22 protein-coding genes are annotated in these 21220 nt (G+C 60.7%); 8 read left to right on the plus strand and 14 right to left on the minus strand.

The window, feature by feature from the left end; genetic code table 11:
- Nucleotides 1-121: 121 nt before the first annotated feature.
- The 3 genes from Q7J44_RS21870 to Q7J44_RS21880 all read right to left on the minus strand — a co-directional run bounded on the left by Q7J44_RS21870 (nucleotide 122) and on the right by Q7J44_RS21880 (nucleotide 2856).
- Complete coding sequence (locus tag Q7J44_RS21870) at nucleotides 122-1105, minus strand: cytochrome c (protein ID WP_370693059.1); 984 nt, start codon at nucleotides 1103-1105, stop codon at nucleotides 122-124.
- A gap of 2 nt (nucleotides 1106-1107) precedes the next feature.
- Nucleotides 1108-1728 carry a cytochrome c gene (locus Q7J44_RS21875; RefSeq protein ID WP_304883194.1) on the minus strand — a complete coding sequence of 207 codons (621 nt, stop codon included), beginning with the start codon at nucleotides 1726-1728 and terminating at the stop codon, nucleotides 1108-1110.
- Nucleotides 1729-2295: 567 nt separating this feature from the next.
- Nucleotides 2296-2856, minus strand: a complete 561-nt coding sequence (locus Q7J44_RS21880) for a L,D-transpeptidase (protein ID WP_304883195.1) — start codon at nucleotides 2854-2856, stop codon at nucleotides 2296-2298.
- A 314-nt stretch (nucleotides 2857-3170) separates the two neighbouring features.
- On the opposite strand from Q7J44_RS21880, the gene Q7J44_RS21885 reads away from it, so the two are divergent.
- The 3 genes from Q7J44_RS21885 (at nucleotide 3171) to Q7J44_RS21895 (ending at nucleotide 5297) form a co-directional block, all read left to right on the plus strand.
- Nucleotides 3171-3941: a L,D-transpeptidase gene (locus Q7J44_RS21885; RefSeq protein ID WP_370693060.1), complete on the plus strand. Its 771-nt coding sequence runs from the start codon at nucleotides 3171-3173 to the stop codon at nucleotides 3939-3941.
- A gap of 275 nt (nucleotides 3942-4216) precedes the next feature.
- Nucleotides 4217-4705, plus strand: a complete 489-nt coding sequence (locus tag Q7J44_RS21890) for a DsbA family protein (protein WP_304883217.1) — start codon at nucleotides 4217-4219, stop codon at nucleotides 4703-4705.
- A gap of 4 nt (nucleotides 4706-4709) precedes the next feature.
- Complete coding sequence (locus Q7J44_RS21895) at nucleotides 4710-5297, plus strand: cobalamin biosynthesis protein CobQ (RefSeq protein ID WP_304883196.1); 588 nt, start codon at nucleotides 4710-4712, stop codon at nucleotides 5295-5297.
- Between the two features lie 60 nt (nucleotides 5298-5357).
- Here Q7J44_RS21895 and Q7J44_RS21900 read toward each other — a convergent pair whose 3' ends face one another.
- Entirely contained in the window at nucleotides 5358-5780 is a 423-nt protein-coding gene (locus tag Q7J44_RS21900; RefSeq protein WP_304883197.1) for a DUF305 domain-containing protein, read from the minus strand.
- A 55-nt stretch (nucleotides 5781-5835) separates the two neighbouring features.
- Complete coding sequence (locus Q7J44_RS21905) at nucleotides 5836-6024, minus strand: heavy-metal-associated domain-containing protein (RefSeq protein WP_215507493.1); 189 nt, start codon at nucleotides 6022-6024, stop codon at nucleotides 5836-5838.
- Between the two features lie 175 nt (nucleotides 6025-6199).
- Between Q7J44_RS21905 and Q7J44_RS21910 the strand changes: the two genes are divergently transcribed.
- The 3 genes from Q7J44_RS21910 to Q7J44_RS21920 all read left to right on the plus strand — a co-directional run bounded on the left by Q7J44_RS21910 (nucleotide 6200) and on the right by Q7J44_RS21920 (nucleotide 9712).
- The gene (locus tag Q7J44_RS21910; protein ID WP_304883198.1) at nucleotides 6200-8668 is read left to right on the plus strand and encodes a heavy metal translocating P-type ATPase; all 2469 of its coding nucleotides are present in this window, start codon (nucleotides 6200-6202) and stop codon (nucleotides 8666-8668) included.
- A 12-nt stretch (nucleotides 8669-8680) separates the two neighbouring features.
- Complete coding sequence (cueR, locus tag Q7J44_RS21915; protein WP_304883199.1) at nucleotides 8681-9163, plus strand: Cu(I)-responsive transcriptional regulator; 483 nt, start codon at nucleotides 8681-8683, stop codon at nucleotides 9161-9163.
- Between the two features lie 120 nt (nucleotides 9164-9283).
- Nucleotides 9284-9712 carry a YqaA family protein gene (locus tag Q7J44_RS21920; protein WP_304883200.1) on the plus strand — a complete coding sequence of 143 codons (429 nt, stop codon included), beginning with the start codon at nucleotides 9284-9286 and terminating at the stop codon, nucleotides 9710-9712.
- 88 nt (nucleotides 9713-9800) lie between these two features.
- On the opposite strand, the gene Q7J44_RS21925 is transcribed toward Q7J44_RS21920, so the two are convergent.
- The 5 genes from Q7J44_RS21925 to Q7J44_RS21945 form a co-directional block, all read right to left on the minus strand.
- On the minus strand, nucleotides 9801-10412 hold the full coding sequence (locus Q7J44_RS21925) for a trans-aconitate 2-methyltransferase (RefSeq protein WP_304883201.1): 612 nt from the start codon (nucleotides 10410-10412) through the stop codon (nucleotides 9801-9803).
- 10 nt (nucleotides 10413-10422) lie between these two features.
- On the minus strand, nucleotides 10423-12747 hold the full coding sequence (locus Q7J44_RS21930; protein WP_304883218.1) for a heavy metal translocating P-type ATPase: 2325 nt from the start codon (nucleotides 12745-12747) through the stop codon (nucleotides 10423-10425).
- Between the two features lie 162 nt (nucleotides 12748-12909).
- Complete coding sequence (locus Q7J44_RS21935) at nucleotides 12910-13296, minus strand: DUF302 domain-containing protein (RefSeq protein WP_304883202.1); 387 nt, start codon at nucleotides 13294-13296, stop codon at nucleotides 12910-12912.
- Between the two features lie 66 nt (nucleotides 13297-13362).
- Nucleotides 13363-13848 carry a DUF305 domain-containing protein gene (locus tag Q7J44_RS21940; RefSeq protein WP_304883203.1) on the minus strand — a complete coding sequence of 162 codons (486 nt, stop codon included), beginning with the start codon at nucleotides 13846-13848 and terminating at the stop codon, nucleotides 13363-13365.
- A gap of 290 nt (nucleotides 13849-14138) precedes the next feature.
- A complete protein-coding gene (locus Q7J44_RS21945) occupies nucleotides 14139-14639 on the minus strand; it encodes a calcium-binding protein (RefSeq protein WP_304883204.1) in 501 nt (166 codons plus the stop codon).
- Nucleotides 14640-14823: 184 nt separating this feature from the next.
- On the opposite strand from Q7J44_RS21945, the gene Q7J44_RS21950 reads away from it, so the two are divergent.
- Together Q7J44_RS21950 and Q7J44_RS21955 are read left to right on the plus strand one after the other, a co-directional pair.
- The gene (locus Q7J44_RS21950) at nucleotides 14824-15546 is read left to right on the plus strand and encodes a response regulator (RefSeq protein WP_304883205.1); all 723 of its coding nucleotides are present in this window, start codon (nucleotides 14824-14826) and stop codon (nucleotides 15544-15546) included.
- Nucleotides 15543-16949: an ATP-binding protein gene (locus Q7J44_RS21955; RefSeq protein ID WP_304883206.1), complete on the plus strand. Its 1407-nt coding sequence runs from the start codon at nucleotides 15543-15545 to the stop codon at nucleotides 16947-16949. The genes Q7J44_RS21950 and Q7J44_RS21955 overlap by 4 nt, the downstream gene beginning before the upstream one ends.
- 740 nt (nucleotides 16950-17689) lie before the next feature.
- Here Q7J44_RS21955 and Q7J44_RS21960 read toward each other — a convergent pair.
- From Q7J44_RS21960 to Q7J44_RS21975, 4 genes are all read right to left on the minus strand, one after another.
- Nucleotides 17690-18577 carry a cation diffusion facilitator family transporter gene (locus Q7J44_RS21960; protein WP_304883219.1) on the minus strand — a complete coding sequence of 296 codons (888 nt, stop codon included), beginning with the start codon at nucleotides 18575-18577 and terminating at the stop codon, nucleotides 17690-17692.
- Nucleotides 18578-18683: 106 nt separating this feature from the next.
- The gene (dmeF, locus tag Q7J44_RS21965; RefSeq protein ID WP_304883207.1) at nucleotides 18684-19664 is read right to left on the minus strand and encodes a CDF family Co(II)/Ni(II) efflux transporter DmeF; all 981 of its coding nucleotides are present in this window, start codon (nucleotides 19662-19664) and stop codon (nucleotides 18684-18686) included.
- Nucleotides 19661-19870, minus strand: a complete 210-nt coding sequence (locus Q7J44_RS21970) for a metal-sensing transcriptional repressor (protein WP_370693061.1) — start codon at nucleotides 19868-19870, stop codon at nucleotides 19661-19663. The genes dmeF and Q7J44_RS21970 overlap by 4 nt, the downstream gene beginning before the upstream one ends.
- A gap of 248 nt (nucleotides 19871-20118) precedes the next feature.
- Nucleotides 20119-21078: a helix-turn-helix domain-containing protein gene (locus tag Q7J44_RS21975; RefSeq protein WP_304883220.1), complete on the minus strand. Its 960-nt coding sequence runs from the start codon at nucleotides 21076-21078 to the stop codon at nucleotides 20119-20121.
- Nucleotides 21079-21220 lie beyond the last annotated feature (142 nt).

The following is a 21220-nucleotide window of genomic DNA, read 5'->3' on the forward strand; positions in this document are numbered from 1 at the left end:
CGATGCAGCTGGTGCGATTCCGGCGGATGATATCGGCACTGACGGTGGGGGCCGTATCGCTGCCCAGACGAATGCACCCACAAATGCGAGTATTCCGAGGGCAACGAGAATGGCCAGAACTCTAGTTTTCATTGCTCATGTCCATGTTTGAATGATCCATGCCCGCCATGGGTGTATCGGCGGGCAGCGGTGCGGGCACGGGCACTATGCCAGTGCCATCGGGATCAAGAAGGTAGGTTGCGATCGCTTCGCGGTCGGCATCGGTGAAAAACGACGTTCCCTGCGCCACGACTTCAGCCATGCTGCCGCCAAAGGCATCTCCGTTCGGAAGAAGCCCGGACTTAAGGGCATAGCTGAGGTTCGACACCGTAAAGCCCCGCCCAACGAGGTCAGCCATGAGGATCGACGGCGCCTTGCTGCCGCCGGGCAGGTTGTCGTTCCCCGCAAAACGCGCGCTGTCTTTCAGCCCACCGGCGAGGTTCCGTCCCGTGTGACAGGCCGCGCAATGCGCCGCACCTTCGACCAGAACACGTCCGCGGTTCCACGGCGACGATGTGCCCATCAACGCATCAGTTACCGGCGCGTCAAGATAAGCAGCCCGCCACAGTTTCAGCCCGGACCGGAAACTGAAGGGGAAGCCCACGTTATGGATAGGAGCCTCATCAGCGACGGGTGGGACTGTCCGGAAAGCCTCCCAAAGGTCGGCGATTTCCTGATCGGTAAATCCGGCATAGAAGGAATAGGTGAAAACAGGATAATAGGGCTCTCCTTCCGGAGAGACCCCTTGCCGTACGGCACGCGCGAAATCCTGAATGGTCCACCGTCCAATTCCCGCCACCGGATGCGGCGTGATGTTCGGCGGCACGAAAGTCCCGAACGGCGTATCGAGAGGTGCGCCGCCAGCAAGTGCGGGGCCCTTCGCCGCCGCATTGGTATGGCACGACACACAACCGCCTGCACGGGCCAGATACGCCCCACGTTCAGGGTCGCCCATCGGAAATGCGGCAGGCTCCGCGTCTCCGATAGGCCAGAGCGCCAATACCCCGGCACCAAGGCCACCTGCCACCGCCGGAAGAATGGCAAAAAACCGGATCAGGCCCCGCATGATCAGTTCCGACCCGCGCGGAACTGCGCATGACAGGAGGAGCAGGTTCCGCTAATCCGCGTAAACAGGTCATCTGCTGCAAGGCTTGACAGGGTCAGGGCAAGGGACGTCGGCTCTATCTGTCCGCGCGTCACCAGACTGTCGGCAGTCTTTTCGGCGTAGCCCATCAACTCTGCAACCGAGAAGCGTAGGCCGGTCTCCTCGGCGGGCGGCATGACCATTCCGGAGTGATCCATCCTTGCCATGTCTCCAGACGGTGCGGAAGCCGGTTCAAGCCCGTTCGGCGCGGCCACGGAAAGGGCATCTGCATAAAGTTTCATCTCTTCGGCCAGAGCTGCAAAATCCTGCCAGTTTGACCAGATCTCCGGCTTGGCATAGGTTACGCCTTCAAGGCTGTCCTTGGGAAAAAGCGACAGCAAGGTTTCGCCGGCGTGACTGGCGATTACGGCGGCACCTTCCGACACGATGAAGGCATCGTAAGGCACAGCGCCTTGCATCATTGGCGCCAGTTCCGCCACGGTATCTCGCATCGCTGTCATGCCATTCATCCGCTCAAGGACGACGCCGCTCGCCCCATTGTGTGCCATCGCCACTGCCGCGACTGCGGAAGCGGCAAGCGCCATAGCGCCTGTCCATTGTTTTGCCATCTGCCTAACTGCTCTCGGTTTGTTGTTTTTGATTGACCTCCGCGCACCGCACGTCAGGCGGTTCGCGAACTGCGCACATGTTTTGGGTCAGGATTAAAACGACAGAGCGCTCGACTGGGCCTGAAACGGCACCGTCGAACCATGGCTCTCGCCCAGGCTGACCTTCAGATCAGCAGGCGTGGAGGGGGCAGACTGACAGAGGGGCCCCCGAAGCGAAGCTGGGTCTGGGCAAAATGCGGTCGCGACACCACTGCATAGCCGGGGATGAACGCGGTCACTGCACCGATAGGCAACACAAATGCAGCGCATGCCAGCGCCGGATGGCAAGACAGCGATATGTTCGCAGGTCCGGCAGGGCCGTCAGACGCCTCGACTGAAGTCGGGGGGTGATGACCAGCCGTGGCGAAAGCCGATGCAGATTGACCAATAATCAAACCGCATAGCAGCACGATGGCGAAAGACCAAGACCATACGAGACGCACCATCCTGCCCGGAAGCAGGAAGCTCAATGCGGTCCGTTTGGTCGGCGTCTTCAACATAAGGTTAGATCAACTTGACTTGCGTCCCGACCGGAACTCGGTCGAAGACTTCTTCAATATGCTCGTTGTAGAGGCCGATGCAACCGTTTGAAGAGCGGCGCCCGATTTTCCGCGTATCGTGGGTGCCGTGGATTAGGTAATATTGCCAGGACAAATAAAGAGCACGTGTTCCGAGCGGGTTGCTGGGATCGCCGCCTGCCACACGTGCGGGCCATTCGGGGTTTCGTTCCCGCATCGACGGTGTCGGTGCCCAGCTTGGGTTGACGCGCTTCTCGACGACTTCGGTGTAGCCCGTGCGGGTCAAATCGTCGGAAAGTGGAACAGAGCTCGGATAAACGTACATCTGACCATCACTGGTCCAGTGCTGAAGAACTCTCGCTGTCGTGTCAGATATGATGATCCCAAGACCCAGAGCATCGAAATGGTCTTGCCACTCGTGTACCCGAAACGACGAGATGTTATTGCGAACCGGGGCATCAGTGTCTTCCGAAGCAAATGCGCCCCGACCCACCAAAAAGGGTGATGCCAGTGCTCCGGCAACGAAGTAGCGTCGATTGAATCGCATGGGCTGCCTTTTTTTTTTAAGATAATGCCGCCTTCCAACGTGGGAAGGTCAAACCTGTTTGACAGATCAAATGGTCACAAACTGGTGATACCGTGGCGATTTCGCCGCGCGGCGCGAAAATAGCGGCCCTCACTTTGATGTGAATATCACTTCGGGGCAAAAGTGACTCTATGTTTAGGAATGCGAAAGTTGATGGCCATTCTTTGCAGCGTTATTGTGCTCACGTCTTTTTTTGAGGAGTCGCGTTCAGGTGATGCGCTTCATGAAAGCGCATTGCTGGAAACATTTGTTGTGCCGATGGTCCAGGACTCCCATTGCGGCAGCGGTTCCAGTCACGTGGCCTGCCAGGTCTTATTAGCCAGTATGGTCGCTACTCCGGTATTGAAGTTCGCTTTTACCTCATCGCCGTTCGAAATTGTGCCAGTCCGGGCAAGCAGCCGCATCTCTTCTCCACAACCGCCGCCTCCGCGATACGTCTCCTGAACGACTCCAATTTCAATCGTTTCATCTCAGGAGACATCATGATTTCCCGACGTTCCCTTTTAAGCGGTGCCGCAACTGCCGCTTTTGTCACACCTTCTATCCTGCGCGCCCACACTAAAGAACCTTTCGTTCTGGCCGAAGAATTTCAGCCGCGAGAGGTGCGCGTCCGCGAGCAGCACGCTCCGGGTCAGATCCTAGTATTCCCACGGCTTTACTACCTCTACCACGTCTTCGACAGCGAACGCGCAATTCGCTACGGCGTCGGTGTTGGCAAGGCTGGTCTCGAGTTCAAAGGAACAGCGATCATCGAGCGCAAGGCTGAGTGGCCTTCGTGGCGGCCGACGAATGACATGATACGGCGTGACCCCGACCGCTATGCGCAATTCGCGGACGGCGTGCCGGGCGGGCCTGGCAATCCTCTCGGGGCGAGGGCGCTTTATCTTTACAAAGACGGCCGCGACACCTATTTCCGCATCCACGGCACGACAGATCCGGCCTCAATAGGGCAATCCGTATCGAACGGCTGCATCCGAATGCTGAATGATCATGTGAAGCAGCTCTATGATCAGGTGCCTGTCGGCACGCCGGTTACCGTACTGTGACAGGGTCACGCCGTGGCCTTCTCATTCTTGGCGGGACCGTCGCCCTGATCTACGGCTTGCGTGCGCTGCCGTGGGACCGTCTTCCCGGGCGCGGCCCACGTTATGTCGACTTGCCAGACTTGCCGCCATTTCGCCGGCTTGAGGAACAGGGTCAGACTTCTGGGGCAACGGTCGCACTCATAGGACTCGACGCACCGCCCGCCGATGCTGATCAGCGACGTGCGCGTGCAGACGCTTTGCGGGCCGACCTATGCCCTGCTCTGTTCGGCCCGGCGGTGCCGACGGAAAGCGTCCCAATCGCATACTTAAGTGAATTCCGCTGCCCTTACTGTCGGGCACTTGAGCGGGATCTGGACACGCTTTTGGCAGAGGATCCCGCATCCTTCCGCCTCATCCAGCACGAACTTCCGATTTTCGGGCCTGCGTCCGAACTCGCCGCACGCGCGTCGGTTGCGGCCGCACGGCAAGGCAAGCAGCAGGAGCTTCGTCGCCGCTTTATGCGGACACCACTGGTTGCAGAACCGGCATCCGTCTTGCGCGTAGCCACCGACATCGGACTCGACGTCGATCAGCTTACCCGCGACATGGCCTCGCCGGAAGTTCAGGCAGAGCTTGATCGGACCCGAGCACTCGCAGATATTTTTGGATTTATCGGCACGCCGGGGCTCGTGATCGGGCGAACCGTCCTCAACGGCGCAATTCCCTACACTCTCCTCCGGCGCATCGCGGAAGACGAGAAATCCAGACAGACACCTGTATGCTGACGTCATGAACACGCCGTCGCACATGTTGATCGGAGCGGCTTTTTTTGCGCGGCCCCTGGCATCGGCAACACTTGTTGCGGCGATGGTCGGGGGCTTTGTCCCGGACTTGCCGATGTTCGCTATGGTCCTGTGGTCCACCCGCGTGCTCGGTTTGCCGGAGCATGATGTCTTTGGACGGCTATACTTTTCAGACTCGTGGCAAGCGATTTTCGCGGTGGATCACGGCTTCCTGATCTGGGCCCCGCTTTTCCTCGCTGCCCTTTGGAGCGGCCGCGTCCTGCTTCGTGCTTTCGCGGGGTCTGGTCTGCTTCACGCTGTAGCGGATTTCGTAACCCATCACGACGACGCTCGACGCCAGTTCTGGCCGCTGTCTGACTGGATCTTCCGAAGCCCGGTCAGCTACTGGGACCAGCGCTTCTACGGCAACGTTTTCGCGGTCTTCGAGGTCGGGTTGGTTGTCTTGCTCGCTTTATTCTTGTGTTGGCGGCTCGAGCGGGCATGGCAACGGGCGCTGATCCTTGCGCCCGCAGCCCTGATCGTGGTGCCCGTCATCCTCACCGGTGGCTTCCATGGACTGCACGGCATGGGGTGACGGGCAAGAATGCTGCGGGCAAAGCGGCCATTGACCACGATGCCCGCAGCGCAAGACCGATTACTTGCCTTTGGCGGCAAGCCATGCGTTCATATCGGCAATCTCGGCTTCCTGCGCCGCGATTACTTCTTCTGCCAGCTTGCGCATCTCGGGGTCCTTACCAAATTCAAGCTGCACTTTCGCCATGTCGATGGCGGCCTGATGGTGCGGGATCATGCCCTTGACGAAATCGACGTCAGCATCGCCGGTATAGGGAGCCATGTTGGACATCATGGCGTCCATCGCGGCGGCATAGCCTTTGACGGCTGCATTGTCGGCCAGTTCTGGCGGGATCATGGCAGCATGGCTCATCATGGTCATGCCGTCGGTTCCCATGTTCATGCCCGAGTGGTCCATCCCTGCCATATTGTCGGTCTGGGCGTAGACAAAGCTTCCTGCGCCCAAGAGGGCGGCGAGCGTGGCAATGGTTGCGATCTTCTTCATAGCGTTTTCTTCCTTTTATTTTCTGAACTTTATCTTCATGGCCCTGCTAGCGCGATCACGCAGGCGCATAGCCAACTTCGGTCAAGGCGTTGACCAACTGGTCGCGCGGAGCAGAGGATTTGACATCGACTTTGCGTGCGCCGGGATCGGCATTGACTTCGGCGGTCGGATCAACCGACTGGATTGCCTTGGTCACGCTGCGTGCGCAGCCGCCACAGGTCATGTTCTCAATATGGAACTGCATGAGTACCTCCTTCAGGGTTCCGTCTCATGCAACAGCATATGGGGCTTCCCATCGTTGTAAGGTCAAGAGCACAAACCCGTGAGTGAAAAAACAAAAAACAGCCCTTGACCTTACCATCATGGGAAGCCCTATCTCGAATAGCGGAAACATATGCCGAAGGAGTTCCGCTGTGAACATGCAGGCGAATACATTGCCAATTGCTGAGGCAGAGAAATTCGTTCTCGACGTCGAGGGCATGACCTGCGCCTCTTGCGTCGGCCGTGTCGAGCGCGCCCTGAAAGCGGTGCCCGGCGTTCAATCGGCCTCGGTCAACCTCGCCACCGAACGGGCAGAGGTGACCGGGGCAACCGTTGAACGTGCGTTGCTCGTCAAGGCTGTCGAGGATGCGGGCTATGACGTTACTTCTCTCCCTGTCGATCTGCAGATCGAGGGCATGACATGCGCCTCTTGCGTCGCCCGGGTGGAACGTGCGCTGAAATCCGTTTCCGGGGTAACAAATGCCTCGGTCAATCTGGCAACCGAGCGGGCGCATGTGATCGGACAGGCCGACACAGCAGCCCTGATCCGTGCCATCGAAGATGCAGGCTATGATGCGCGGCTTGCCGTGTCAGCCGCTGATCTGTCGGAGGAGGCCACCTTACGAAAAGCAGCAGAGGAAAGCGCCCTGAGGCGGGATCTGCTGATTGCGGCCGCACTGACCCTGCCGGTGTTTGTATTGGAGATGGGATCGCACCTGTTCATGTGGGTGCACACGGCAGTAATGAATACGATCGGTATGCAGAACAGCTGGTATCTGCAGTTCGCCCTGACGACGGCGGTACTCTTCGGCCCGGGTTTGCGCTTTTTTGTCAAGGGCCTGCCTGCTCTGGCACGGCTTGCTCCAGACATGAACAGCCTCGTCGCCGTCGGCACCTCAGCCGCCTATGGCTATTCGCTGATCGCAACCTTCGTCCCCACTTTGCTACCACCAGGCACGGTGAACGTCTACTACGAGGCGGCGGCCGTCATCGTGACGCTGATCCTGCTTGGCCGCACGTTAGAGGCACGGGCCAAGGGGCGAACCTCTGAGGCGATCAAGCGTCTGGTCGGATTGCAGGCCAAGACGGCGCGGGTTTTCCGAGATGGTGCTGTGGTCGAGTTGCCGATTGCAGAGGTTCGTCCGTCCGATCTGGTCGAGGTGCGCCCCGGCGAGCGGGTGCCGGTCGATGGTGAAGTGACCGAAGGGGCCAGTTGGATCGACGAAAGCATGATCTCGGGCGAGCCGTTGCCGGTGGAAAAGACGATTGGCAGCGCCGTGACCGGTGGCACGATCAACCAGACCGGTGCCTTCACCTTTCGCGCCACGGCGGTGGGCGAAGCGACGATGCTGGCCCAGATCATCCGCATGGTCGAGGCCGCCCAGGGGGGAAAGCTGCCGATCCAGGCGTTGGTGGACCGCGTGACCATGTGGTTCGTGCCCGCCGTTATGGCACTGGCCGCGCTGACCTTTATCGTCTGGCTGGTTTTTGGCCCTGAGCCTGCCCTGACCTTTGGCCTTGTCAACGCCGTGGCAGTACTGATCATCGCCTGCCCCTGTGCAATGGGGCTGGCCACGCCGACATCGATCATGGTCGGAACCGGGCGCGGCGCGGAACTGGGCATCCTGTTCCGCAAGGGTGAAGCGTTGCAGGCCTTGCAGGACGTCAAGGTGGTGGCCTTTGACAAGACCGGCACGCTGACGATGGGCAAACCCAGCCTGACGGATCTTCACCTTGCCCCCGGCTTTGTGCATAACCCGGTGCTGGCCGCCGTCGCGGCGGTCGAGGGCAAATCAGAACACCCGATTGCCCGCGCCATCGTGGCCGCGGCGGCGGACGCGGGCCTTGCCCTGCCCGACGTCACCGGTTTTGCCTCGGTCACCGGCTATGGTGTCACAGCCCGCGCGGGCGACCAACAGGTCGACATCGGTGCCGACCGCTACATGGAAAAGCTGGGTCTGGATGTTGCGATCTTTGCCGATATCGCCGCCCGGCTGGCGGATGAGGGCAAGTCGCCGCTCTATGCCGCTATAAATGGCAAGCTGGCGGCGATCCTTGCCGTTGCCGACCCAGTCAAGGCAACGACACCCCAGGCGATCAAGGCCCTGCATGCGCTTGGCCTGAAGGTTGCGATGATCACGGGCGACAATGCCCGCACGGCGCAGGCCATCGCACGGCAGTTGGGCATCGACGAGGTCGTGGCCGAGGTCCTGCCCGACGGAAAGGTCGCCGCCGTCAAGCGGCTGAAGGCCCTTGGCACGCTGGCGTATGTCGGCGATGGGATCAACGATGCCCCGGCTCTGGCTGAGGCGGATGTCGGGCTTGCCGTTGGCACAGGCACCGATATCGCTATCGAGGCTGCCGATGTGGTGTTGATGTCGGGGCGTCTCACCGCCGTGCCCGACGCCATTGCGCTGTCGAAGGCCACGATGCGCAACATCCGGCAGAACCTGTTCTGGGCCTTTGCTTATAATGCCGCCCTGATCCCGGTCGCCGCCGGTGCGCTTTGGCCAGCTTACGGAGTCCTTCTGTCGCCGATCTTTGCCGCCGGTGCGATGGCGCTGTCGTCAGTCTTCGTCCTTGGCAACGCGCTGCGTCTGCGCCGCTTTGTCCCCATTCAAGCCTGAAGGAGCCAGATCATGAACATTGGTGAAGCAGCGAAAGCCTCGGGCGTATCGGCCAAGATGATCCGCTACTACGAGTCCACCGGGCTGATCCCTGCGGCGGGGCGCACCGGTTCGGGCTACCGCGTCTATTCCGACACCGAAGTGCAGATGCTGCGCTTCATCCGGCGCTCCCGCGACCTTGGCTTTCCAGTCGAGAAGATTCAGGAACTGCTCGCGCTCTGGCGAGACCGATCCCGCCAAAGTAGCGATGTGAAGCGTCTGGCACAGGAGCAGATCAACGGGCTGGAACGGAAAATCAGCGAGATGCAGGCCATGATGGAAACCCTGCAACACCTTGCTGACGCCTGCTGTGGAGATCATCGGCCGGATTGTCCAATTCTGACCGACCTCGGGAATGGCCCCAGCCCCGTCAACAAGACTGGCCCTGCAAAGAAGACTGGTCTGCCTAGTTCAGTAAGAGTGACCAGTGCGTCCCCGCGCCATACCGCGACGTGACCCGCTCGTGCTCAACGTCATCGCCTGAGCGTCCCTGGGGGAGCACGGAGGCGGCGTGTCGAACACGAGCGTCTCTGATAGACAGTCTGATACGCTGTCGGTCAAAGCCGGCCTGAACCGATGCTTGCCCTGACGGGTCTTTTCTTCGCAGCGTTGATCGCCGCCACGTTGATCCCAGCACAGTCCGAGGCCGTGCTTGTTGCACTGCTTCTTGCCGGGACACAGCCCGTTTGGTTGCTTCTATTGGTTGCGACGGCGGGCAACGTCCTCGGTGCGGCGATCAACTGGACCATCGGACGGTTTCTGATGCGCTTCTCCGACCATCCACGTTTCCCGTTTTCGGTACGGCAAGTTGTTCAGGCCCAGTGCTGGTATGGCCGGTGGGGGTGGGTAAGCCTGTTTGGGTCGTGGCTGCCGATCATCGGTGACCCGATCACCTTGGCCGCAGGCATGATGCGGGAACCGTTCTGGCGGTTCATACTGGTCGTCACACTTGCTAAGTTCGGTCGCTACGCCGCTCTTGCGTTCGTGACACTTTCGGTCATTTGATACGTCACGTATGTCACCCGCTGGAGCGTATTACTTTGCGCATGAATTGCAGCGTGATCAAAGCTGACCTTCATTGCGGTCGTGGCCTTCAGATTTTCCTGAACAGCCCGAAGTGGAACTTCTGATTGCTTCCCCAGGGTGTCCGGTGCTCATGCATGACCGATTTGACCAGCCTGTATCCTTGACCGAGCCGCCCCGCCAATAAGGCCGAATCATACCGGGAAACAGGCAGGCCGCTGCAACTTTCCGGTCCATCCAGCGCGAACGTGCCGATGATTGTATGGCCGCCAGGCAGAAGAGCCAGATCCATTGTCCTCAGATAGGTGTCCTGATCGGCAGCTTCGGTCAAGAAATGGAACGCCGCACGGTCGTGCCAGATACTAAAGAGCCGCGACGGCTGCCAATTCAGCACATTTGCCACGACCCACTCGACCGGAGCATCCTCAGGGAGACGTGACCTCGTCTTGGCCAGCGCAGTCGCTGAAAGATCAAGCGTAGTGATTCGTGAAAACCCTTGGTCCAGCAGGCAATCCACCAAACGCGAGGACCCCGCGCCCACATCCACAATAGCGGCATCGCTTGCTACGCCTGCCATGGCGATCAGGTCGAGAGAGATTTGCGGTCGCTCCTCGAACCAGCTGGTCTCGGCGTCTTGCTTGGTCTGATAGACCTCTTCCCAGCGGTTAAGTTCTCGAGTCATTCTTGGTCTTTCACAGATCAACCCTGCGCAGACGCAATGCGTTGGTGATGACGGAGACCGATGACAGGCTCATCGCCGCAGCTGCGATCATCGGCGACAAAAGAAGGCCGGTGATCGGATAGAGCAGCCCGGCTGCGATCGGTACGCCAAGTGCGTTGTAAGCAAAGGCAAAGAACAGGTTCTGCTTGATATTGCGCAAGGTTGCGCGTGCCAACTTGCGCGCCCGGACGATGCCCATCAGGTCGCCACCCAAAAGAGTGATGCCCGCGCTTTCCATCGCGACGTCAGCCCCGGTACCCATGGCGATGCCGACATCCGCTGCCGCCAGCGCAGGCGCGTCATTCACGCCGTCGCCCGCCATTGCGATCTTGTGACCCTCGCGGCGTAGCCGGTCGATTAGGTCTTTCTTCGCCTCGGGGAGCACGCCCGCGCGCACCTCATCTATGCCGAGCTTGGCCGCGACCGCTTGTGCCGTGCGTTCGTTGTCGCCGGTCGCCATGATGACGCGAAACCCTTGGGCATGCAGTTCCCTGATCGCCCGCGCGGTCGACTCCTTGATCGGATCTGCGACGGCGAGGATGCCTGCGAGCACACCGTCGACAGCGATGAACATCGCGGTCTTGCCCTCGGCGCGCAGAGTGTCGGCCTGTGCCTCCGCACGCGCAGTGTCCAACCCCATTTCCTGCATCATGGCTGCGTTGCCAAGCGCAACCGCGCGACCTTTGACCTTGCCACGCACACCCTTGCCGGTGACCGCCTCGAATCCCGTAGCCTCTTGTCGGGACGCGCCCTGCGCGTCAGCCCCCTCGACAATGGCTTCGGCCAGCGGATGTTCCGACCCACGTTCCAGCGCCGCAGCAAGGGACAACAGGTCTGTGACTGCCACGTCCCCAAGCGTCACCGTATCGGTGAGCTTGGGCTTGCCCATGGTCAACGTGCCAGTCTTGTCGACGATCAGCGTATCGACTCCCGCCATCCGCTCCAGCGCCTCAGCGTCTTTGATAAGCACACCCGCCTGAGCGCCGCGTCCAGCCGCTGTCGTAATCGAGATTGGGGTGGCAAGACCCAACGCGCAGGGGCAGGCAATGATCAGCACCGACACCGCCGACGCGATGGCAAAGACCAGGGCTGGCTCGGGGCCAAAGATCATCCAGGCCGCAAAGGCCAGTATTGCGATCCCAACTACGGTCGGAACGAAGATTGCGGACACCCGATCCGCCAGCCCCTGGATTGGTGCGCGCGACCGGCGCGCGTTCGATACCATGGCCACGATCTGAGCCAAAACAGTGTCTGCGCCAACCTTGCCTGCCTCGATAACAAGACTTCCGTTCTTGTTGATGGTGGCCCCGGTCACCGCATCTCCCGGCCCTTTTTCGACCGGCATCGACTCGCCGGTCAGCATGCTTTCGTCCAACGATGAATGACCCTCGATCACCACGCCGTCGACTGGCACGGCGTCTCCGGGGCGCACACGCAGCCGGTCGCCCTCCATGATGTTCTCCAAAGGCGCATCGTATTCGGTGCCGTCCGGCAGAATGCGCCGCGCCGTCTTCGGCGCGAGGTCGAGAAGCGCGCGGATCGCATCGCCGGTGCGTTCGCGTGCGCGCAGCTCCAGGACCTGGCCGACAAAGACCAGAGCCACAATCACCACCGCCGCTTCATAGTAGGTGCCAACGCCGTGACCCATCCGGTAGACTTCAGGGAACACGCCAGGCAGAAACGTCGCGACGAGCGAATAGAGGTAGGCCGCCGCCACCCCAAGGCTGATCAGCGTCCACATGTTGGGCGACCGGTTCACCAGCGAATCCCAGCCGCGTCTGAAGAAGGGAAGGGCCGCCCAAAGGATGATCGGAGTTGCCAGCGCGAACTCCAGGTAACTGGCCACCTGATGCCCGATCCAGTCGCGCACCGGCAGGGCCACGAACTCTCCCATCGTCAACACGATCAGCGGCACCGCCGCGGCAACTGAGATCCACATGCGGCGGGTGAAATCGGTCAACTCATGGCTGGGCTCGTCCGATGGCAGCATCGGCTCCAGCGCCATGCCGCAGATCGGGCATGAGCCAGGCGCATCGCGGATGATCTCGGGGTGCATTGGGCAGGTATACTGCACATTGGCGGGGGCAACTTTCTTGCGCCCCGCCGCACGGCCGGAGGCGTAGAACCACGGATCGGCCTGAAACTTCGTCTGGCACTTGCCGGAGCAGAAATGGAAGTCCTTGCCGCCAAACGCCTCGGTCCGCGTGTCGGGTTTCAACGTGACGGTCATGCCGCAGACTGGGTCGATGGAAGTTGGCCCAGTTCCACTTTGTGGGGCGCCTTGGCTTTCAGGCATGTCGGGGTCGGGATGGGCATGGCTGCCGTGCGGATCGGTGGGTTTCATAGCGTTCTCCTGTCGCGGTAAGCGCCGCGCGAAGGCAGATGCAAAGGCCTACCGACTCACGATGCGCCTTCCCATTATTGGAAGGTCAAGCGAAGATTGCGGCTGCGGTTGCAATCAAATTGCCGCAACAACTTTGGCCAGCAAGTCGCGCACCTGACCTGCGACGGCATGCAATGCGGGATTGTTGATGGCCTGCATCGAAGCAACCGGATCAATCGCACTGACCTCGACCCCGCCTTCGACCTCGCGCAGGATCACGTTGCATGGCAGCATCGCACCGACGCGCGGTTCCATCCCAATGGCTTCCATCGCCATCTTCGGGTTGCAGGCCCCGAGAATCCGGTAGGCTGGCATATCCACGTCCAGCTTCTTCTTCATCGTTGCCTTGACGTCGATCTCTGTCAAAATGCCGAAACCCTTGTCAGTCAGCGCCGCGCGGGTGCGGGCGTCGACGGCGTCAAAATCAGCGTCTACTATCAAGCGGTTGATCGTGTAATCCATTGTCGTTCCTTTTGGTTCATTACCTCAACTCGAGCAGCCGACTCTGCTTTCCACCCGGCTGTGGCGTCATTCAAGTTCGGCGCGGGGGGTGCCTGCAGGTGCCTCGCCGTTCGCCTCGATGTCAGCGATATATATCTTCATTTCAGCGATTTCGCTGAGCTGTGCCTCGATGATTGCATCTGCCAGTGCCCGAACCCTTGGGTCTGAGATATCGGCCCGCTCGCTGGTCAGGATTGCAATGGAATGATGTGGGATCATCGCCCGCATCCAGGCGAGATCGTCGACCGTCGCCTGGCTTCGGACAAGCCACAGCGAAAGGGCGAAGGCTGCAGCAGCGCCCGCGAAGATCGCGAGATTGACCTTCTTGTTGGAATACATGCCCAGCATGAAAGCGAGCATGATGATTGCCATTACCGCACCCATATAGATCGCCATCCACATCCGCGTCTGGGAGAAGAAGATATGGTCAAGCGCGTAGGTGTTGAGATACATCAATCCAAACATCACGATCGTCGAAGTCGCGATCATTGCAAAGAAACGTCCGTAGTTCATATTTCGACTCCTGAACAAATGTTGCTCCAAGTTAATCCCTTCAGCAGAGAAGCGTTCCGAAGCACCAACGCCCTTAGCTTTTCAGGGCCGGAGAACGCTCACTTGCGCAAGTATTTGACCAGCGCCGCAATCGCGAGGCCGACCAGCACAAGGGTGACGATCATCCAGAGCCAGCCGAAGCCCATTCCAAATCCCATACCGTAGCCGTTCATCTTCATGGCCTCCTGATCTGTGTTGGGATTCCTCCCGCTAACCGGAGATTTGCCCAGTTAGCGGGAAAATAAAGCGCGTCAGTCGTTGTCCATCATCCCATGACCCATGCCCGGCATGCCCTGCTGCCCGCCCATGTGGCTTTGCATCATTTCTGCCATGGCGGCCATTTCAGCCTCCGTGACCTGTGCGTCACCGTCGGCGTCGTGCATCTGGAAGGCACGCACGGTCATCGGTCGGGTGTGGGCCGCATGCATCACCGCGAATTCCTCCAGCGACAAAGTCCCGTTGGCGTCGGTGTCGTAGGTCTTGAGTTCAGCCTGAATCCCGGCTGTCATTTCCTCGGGGCTAAGCGTGCCGTCTTTGTTGCTATCGAACGTGGCCATGGCATAGCTCTGGCCGCCGGCCATCATTCCCATGGCGCCACCCATCATGCCGCCATGCTGGCCCATCATGCCCATGCCTCCGTCCATCATGCCATCATGCTGCATCTGACCCTGCTGGGCGACGACCGGCACGGCGACAGCGGCTACGCCAAGGGCGGCAACGGTAGCGAGGGCGAATTTTGTCGAACGTTTCATTCTGTCTCTCCTGGATCAGATTGCGATGGGTCCAATCTGGGAGCGAGGTGTCCCACAGGTTTGTCAGGGCGACGCCTGTTTTGTATCAAACTGTCGCAGGCAGAGGTCCTGAGAGAGGTTTGCGACAATCTTCTGTCCGCAGCACTACCGCGTTCAGCTAGGGTCGACATCAGGAGACAAGATGATGACCCAGCCGCCGCATATTCTGATCGTCGATGACCACCGTGATATCCGCGATGCCCTGGTGAAATATCTGGAAAGGAACGGCATGCGCGCGACTTCTGCCGCCAATGCCGTCGCAATGGATGCGGCGATGAAGGTGGGTCAATTCGATCTGATCGTGCTGGATGTGATGATGCCGGGCGAAGATGGCCTCTCGGTCTGCCGACGTTTGCGTGCGCAGGGGGCCATTCCGATCTTGATGCTGACAGCCCTGGGTGATGAAACTGACCGTATCGTGGGGTTGGAGGTCGGGGCCGACGACTATCTGCCCAAACCCTTCAATCCGCGAGAGTTGCTGGCCCGGATCAAGGCGATCCTGCGCCGATCCGACCGGGGGGGCGTCGTTGGTGGCAGCCTTGCCGGGCACAGATTGGCCTTCGACCGATGGGTGCTTGATACCGACCGCCGGACCCTGACCGACGACGATGGCATCGAGGTCGCACTCACAACTGCAGAATTCCGTCTGCTGACGGTGTTTCTGGAACGGCCGCGCTTCGTGCTCAGCCGCGAACAACTGCTCGATCTTACATCGGGTCGCGCCGCACAGGTGTTCGATCGCACCATCGACAACCAGATTAGCCGCCTGCGCCGCAAGATCGAGGCCGATCCGGCCAAGCCTGTGCTGATCGCAACTGTCTGGGGTGGTGGCTACAGCCTTGCCGCAGACGTGAGTGCAATGCCGTGAGCGCGCGCTTCTCGATGTTGCGCAAGCTCTTCCCGCAATCTCTTGGCGGGCAGTTGCTGATCATGTTGCTTTTGGCGTTGGCCATCACACAGGGGCTTGGCCTGTTGCTGCTGACAGACGAGCGGAACCGTGCAGTTCGTGCAGCCCTCGGGCTGGAGGCGGCAGGGCGCGCCGCGAATGTTGTCTTGCTTCTGGATGGCGCCCCCACTGATCTGCGCATGTCGATACTCCGCGCGGCAAATTCTCCGCTTGTCCGGTTTGAAGTCGGACCCGAGCCTGCAGCGTCCCACGACAGCGCCGAGGCGGACATGGTTCTGCGCCAGATCCGCCAGATCCTTGGCGAGCCGGAACGGGAAGTGCGCGCCGATGTTCATGCGCTGTCCCTCGCGTCCCTGCCATTGCCAGAGGGAGTACCTGCGTCCATGCGCCCGATGCATGAGGCGATGATGGCAGGGCGGACCGACCCCATTGAGCTGACGCTGTCGATCCGTCTTGCGGCGGGCGACTGGCTGAACGTACGCACGATGTTTTACCGCCCTGCCCTGCAATTAACTCCGCAGGCCCTGCTGCCGGTGGTGTTAATGGCGGTTGCGGTAGCTTTGGTGGCCTGGTGGACTGCGCGGCGCGTCGTCGGCCCGATGCGTGCTCTTGCTGTTGGCACCGACCGCTTGGGCCGTGGGCTTGATGCCGATCCGCTGCCGACGACGGGGCCATCCGAGGTGCGCGAGACCACGCAGGCCTTCAACCGGATGAAGGCCCGACTGACCCGCTTCGTGAACGAGCGCACGCACATGCTCGCCGCCCTGAGTCATGATTTGCGATCGCCGCTTACAGCAATGCGGCTCAGGATCGAAATGCTGGACGAAACCGAGGATAGTGTACGCCTGAAGGCACTGGTCGAAGAAATGCAGGCCATGGTCGAGGCAACCTTGGAATTCGCACGCGGGGTTGCGCGGGCAGAACCCGCCGCTGAAGTCGATCTTGCCGTCCTGCTGGCTGATCTGGTCAACGATGTAGGGGGAGAACGAGCCAATCTTGCCCCGTCGTCGCCTCTGCCAATCACCGTCCGCCCGCACGCCTTGAACCGCGCTCTAAGGAACCTGATCGACAATGCTGTCCGCTATGGCGGGGTGGCGATGGTAAAGCTGGACCGAACGCCGGGATTGGCCATCATCACCATCGCGGACAAGGGCCAGGGATTGCCCGAAGACCAGCTTGAAGCGATCTTTGAGCCGTTCGTACGCTTGGAAGGGTCTCGCAGCCGAGATACCGGCGGCGTCGGCCTCGGCTTGGCAATCGCCCGCACGATCATTCAGGCACACGGCGGGACAGTCGTGCTCCGCAATGTGCTGGCAGGTGGACTGGAAGCAGTTGTGTGTTTGCCACTCGGTGATGCGCACTAACTTGGTGTGGCGTAGCCCACTGGCCTCCTGGCGACCGGACCACTGGAAATGCGACATGGACCTGGTGACCTTGCCGGATGGGCACATCGTCCGCATCAGCGAAGACTGTACTGATCTGGTACGGGGCTGCGGGGCAAACCCTTGGAGGTTTAGCTCCAGGATGAAGCGCTGGTCGGCCAGCAGGGTATGATGACCTCCGAGGTCGGTCCTGTCGCAACTGGCTCTCCGCCGAGATCATGATGACGCCCTTAGCCACGCGCCCCCTTAACCTCTGTCTCAGCTTTAAGGGTAAGAGTATCGCATTTAAAGACAAAATCTCATATTTAATGGCAAAGCACACCCATTGATTTTGTTGAACTCGTCATCTCGCCTTTAAAGGCAAAGCGACACCAGTCGGTGGCTGAGGTTCAGTCAAAAAATCGGCCTGCTCAATGTATAGATGAAAACTTGGGAAAGGGATCATCCGTCGTGAAGCATCAGCAAACATGCCAAATCTTCCGGCAAAAAAACCTGATGCAGGGCGGTCATGGCAGTAAGTCATGCCGCGGCGCGCCACATTCGCACTGTGTATTGATCTTTCACTTCTCGCAGCAGCACCCTGCCCTCCATGCGATCACTTTGCGCGGAGCCGCAACATGGCTCGACTTGGCAAAACCATACAGCGGTGCACAGAAGCCTCGCCGCGCATCTGTCAGCCCAAGAATGCCCGATCAACGAGAAGCCTGATCTTCTTGTAGATTTTACAGCACCACCACGCCGGAGTGCTTCGCCTTGCGTTCCGGCTCGACGTGGATGGTGACGACGCAGCCCTCCAGGATCTCCTTCAATGCCGCTTCGATCCGGTCGCAGATGTCGTGCGCGGCGTTCACCGTCATATCGCCGGGGACGATGAGGTGGAACTCGACGAACGAGGCCTGACCGGCATGGCGCGTGCGAAGGTCATGCGCCTCGACAGCGCCTTCGGCTTCCCGCGAGATCGTCTCGCGCACCTGCGCGAGGGTCACATCCGGGATGGCCTCGTCCAGCAGACCACTGAGAGACTCCCGCATCACCCTCCAGCCGGACCAGAGGATGTTGATCGCCACGATCAGCGCCATCAAAGGGTCGAGCATGGCCCACCCGGACAGGATCGCCACAAGGACCCCGAAGGTCACGCCAACAGAGGAGATGACGTCCGTGAAAAGGTGACGGCCATCCGCAACCAGCGCAGGCGACCGCCGCTTGCGTCCTTGCGTGATCAGCATCCAGCACCAGAAGGCATTGATCACGCTGGCCAGGCCGTTCACCAGTAGGCCTTCGAGTGGCGCGTCCAGCATGCGCGGCGCGAGAAACCCGTGATACGCCTCGCGCATGATCAGCAGCGCAGCGATGATGATCATCACGCCTTCCAGGATCGCGCTGAACAGTTCCGCCTTGTGGTGGCCATAGGGGTGATTGGCGTCCGCGGGTCGTGAAGCGAGGCGGATCGCAATGAGCGCTGCAATTGCGGTCGCGACGTTCACCGTACTTTCGAGCGCATCGGACAGCAGCGCGATCGAACCGGTCATCCACCATGCGAGCGTCTTCAGCGCCAGCACGACGATGCCGACCACGATGCTTCCAGTGGCGATCTTCATCAGCGGGGACATGGTCGGCATCTCAGCTACCTTTCGGAGATGTTCGGCGGCCGCGAGACGAGGTCATCGGCACAGGGGAATTGGCCAGGATCACGAGGCCCACGAGAAGCCTCGCACCTCAGGCGGGATGAATTTCCACGGTCACGTGAGAGAGTTCGTCGATGTGCCGCAGCCGCGCACGATAGGCCGCGACCGGTTCGGGGCGCGTGGATTTCAGCGCAATGATGGCGCCGTGATGCCCCGGCCCGAGCTGCCAGACATGAAGATCGACGATCTCGTCATGCTCGCTTTCGATGGCTGCACGCACTTCGGCCGGAAGATCCTCGTGGTCGGGCAGATAGTCCATGAGAACCGATCCGCTGTCGCGCAGCAGTCCCCACGACCAGCTCAGGATGACGAGGGCGCCGACGATGCCGATCACCGGGTCGAGCCAGACCCAGCCATAGCTGCGGCCCGCGAGCAGTGCGGCGATGGCAAGAACGGATGTCAGGGCATCCGCGAGAACGTGGAGGTAGGCCGCACGCAGATTGTTGTCGCGGTCTCCCGCGCGGGTGGCTGCCGCCCCGTGGTCATGATCGTGATCATTGTGACCGTGCCCGTGGCCATGATCATGAGCATGGTGATGACTATGGCCTTGGTGATGGCTGTGGTCGTCCTTGAGCAGCCAGGCGCTGACGAGGTTCACCAAGAGGCCGATCACGGCGACGAGGATCGCCTCGTCGAAGCTGATCGGGACCGGACTGCGCAGGCGGACAAGGCTTTCCCAACCGATCAGCAGTGCGACGATAGCGAGGACGGTCGCACTTCCGAAGGCAGCAAGATCGCCGAGCTTGCCGGTCCCGAAGGTGAAGCGCGGGTTGCGCGCATGTTTCCGGGCGAAGCGATAGGCGAGCGCCGTGATCAGAAGCGCCGAGGCATGGGTGGACATGTGCCAGCCGTCGGCCAGCAGCGCCATGGACCCGTAGATCGTGCCCGCGGAGATCTCCGCGACCATCATGGTCGCGGTCAGCGCGATCACCGCCCAAGTGCGGCGTTCGTTGCGGGCATGGTTCTCGCCGAGGAAGACGTGGTCGTGCGGTGCGGCGGCGTTCGGGCTCATTTCAGGTGCCTTCTCATGACTTCGATCAGTTCGTCCGCCCCGGCCTTCCGCTGCGCATCGCCTTCGACATCAACGACGTGGTTGCGCAGGTGATCCTCGAGGAGTTCGACGACGAGGCCGTTCGTCGCCCCGCGGACCGAGGCGGCGAGGTTCAGGATTTCGGCGCAGGAGACTTCCGCCTCCAGCGCCCGTTCGATCGCCTCCATCTGCCCCTTCAGGCGGCGGACTCTGGCGAGAAGTTTGGATTTGTTCTGGACAGTATGACCCATAGCATAGGGGGCTACCCTATTAATAGTGCAACTTCAATCCCGATGTTGGCCTCACCTTGTCGCCACCGATGCCTCATCTTTTACCGTATCGGTGCTGACCAGATCACAATCATTCACGTGGTGAATGACGCAATTGAAGTTGAGGCGTTCCTGTTCCCTGACAGCCCAAGGTGCGCTCTGTGCTTTCAGTTCGTGGTGCGCCACATCCGATACCGCCCCTGGCCGGTCATCTCGCGGACCAGACCCTGTGCCTGCATCCAAGCGAGATTGCGCTGGACAGCGGCGCGGCTGACATCGGTCAGGGCCTCGGCCATCGGGGCAGAGACAATAGGCCATTCGGTCAGAACGGCGCGCAAGGCGCGTGGGGTCTTTCCCGAGAGTGGGGTCATCTCGGTTTCCGCCCTCGCTGACCATGCCTCGATATCGTCAAGGTGCCGCATTGCGGTCAGACAGGCGGTCTCCATCCCGTCAAGCCAGCGCGCCAGACGGTCAGCGGGTGGGCCGCCGGCGCGCAGCCCCCCTGCCCCGCCCATGGCCAGAGGCGCAAAGACTGCGCCTCTCTCCTCGCTGGCCGCGATCCGCGCGGCCGTGACGGCCGCTTCCATTCGATCGCCCTGCTGCCCGAGGCCCGCGAGGCTCCAGAAGTGATAACCCGCGCAAGCACGGGCTATCGGGTGAAGATCGGCGACTTGTGCCATCAGGTCGAGCCAACCGCCCGCGCGGTCCGCAAAGGGCTCGGCTTCATTTGCCATGTTCTCTGGATCGCGGCGGTCGAGGAAGGCGGACAGGTCCACCTCTGGGCCTGGCCCCCCTGTCAGACGACGTACCGCCCAACCGACGCGCGCGAGTGCGTCGATGTCGTCTTGCAGGCCGGAAATGCGCATGGACATCCAGAGCGCGAGCCGATCCGGGCCGATACGGTCGCCCGCGAACCAGCTGAGGTCGGCAGCCTCGATCAGGGCAAGCCTGTGCCGCCATCCGTCAGGGCCGCGCTTTAGCCGGTCGTCCAGCGCGCCGACGCGACCGGCCACACGGGCAAGAAGTGCGGCATGACCCGCCTCTGCTTTCCGCCAATCGTCGAGGACCTCGGCTTCACGCGGTTCGGCCCGTGGTCCGGTCGGCAAATAATCCGGCTCCTCTTCCATGGGACCGGGCAGGAACCAATGTCGCTTTTCCTTCACGATTTCACTGCGTGGTTTTCACATGATTTCCGCAAGGTACCTCCGGAAGTGGCGCGGGTTTCTGCTTTGCGATTTCAATTTCATTATGGACTTCAATAGGTTTTGA

The organism is Pseudotabrizicola sp. (assembly GCF_030656345.1).
In the GTDB taxonomy this organism is placed as follows: Bacteria; Pseudomonadota; Alphaproteobacteria; order Rhodobacterales; family Rhodobacteraceae; genus Pseudotabrizicola.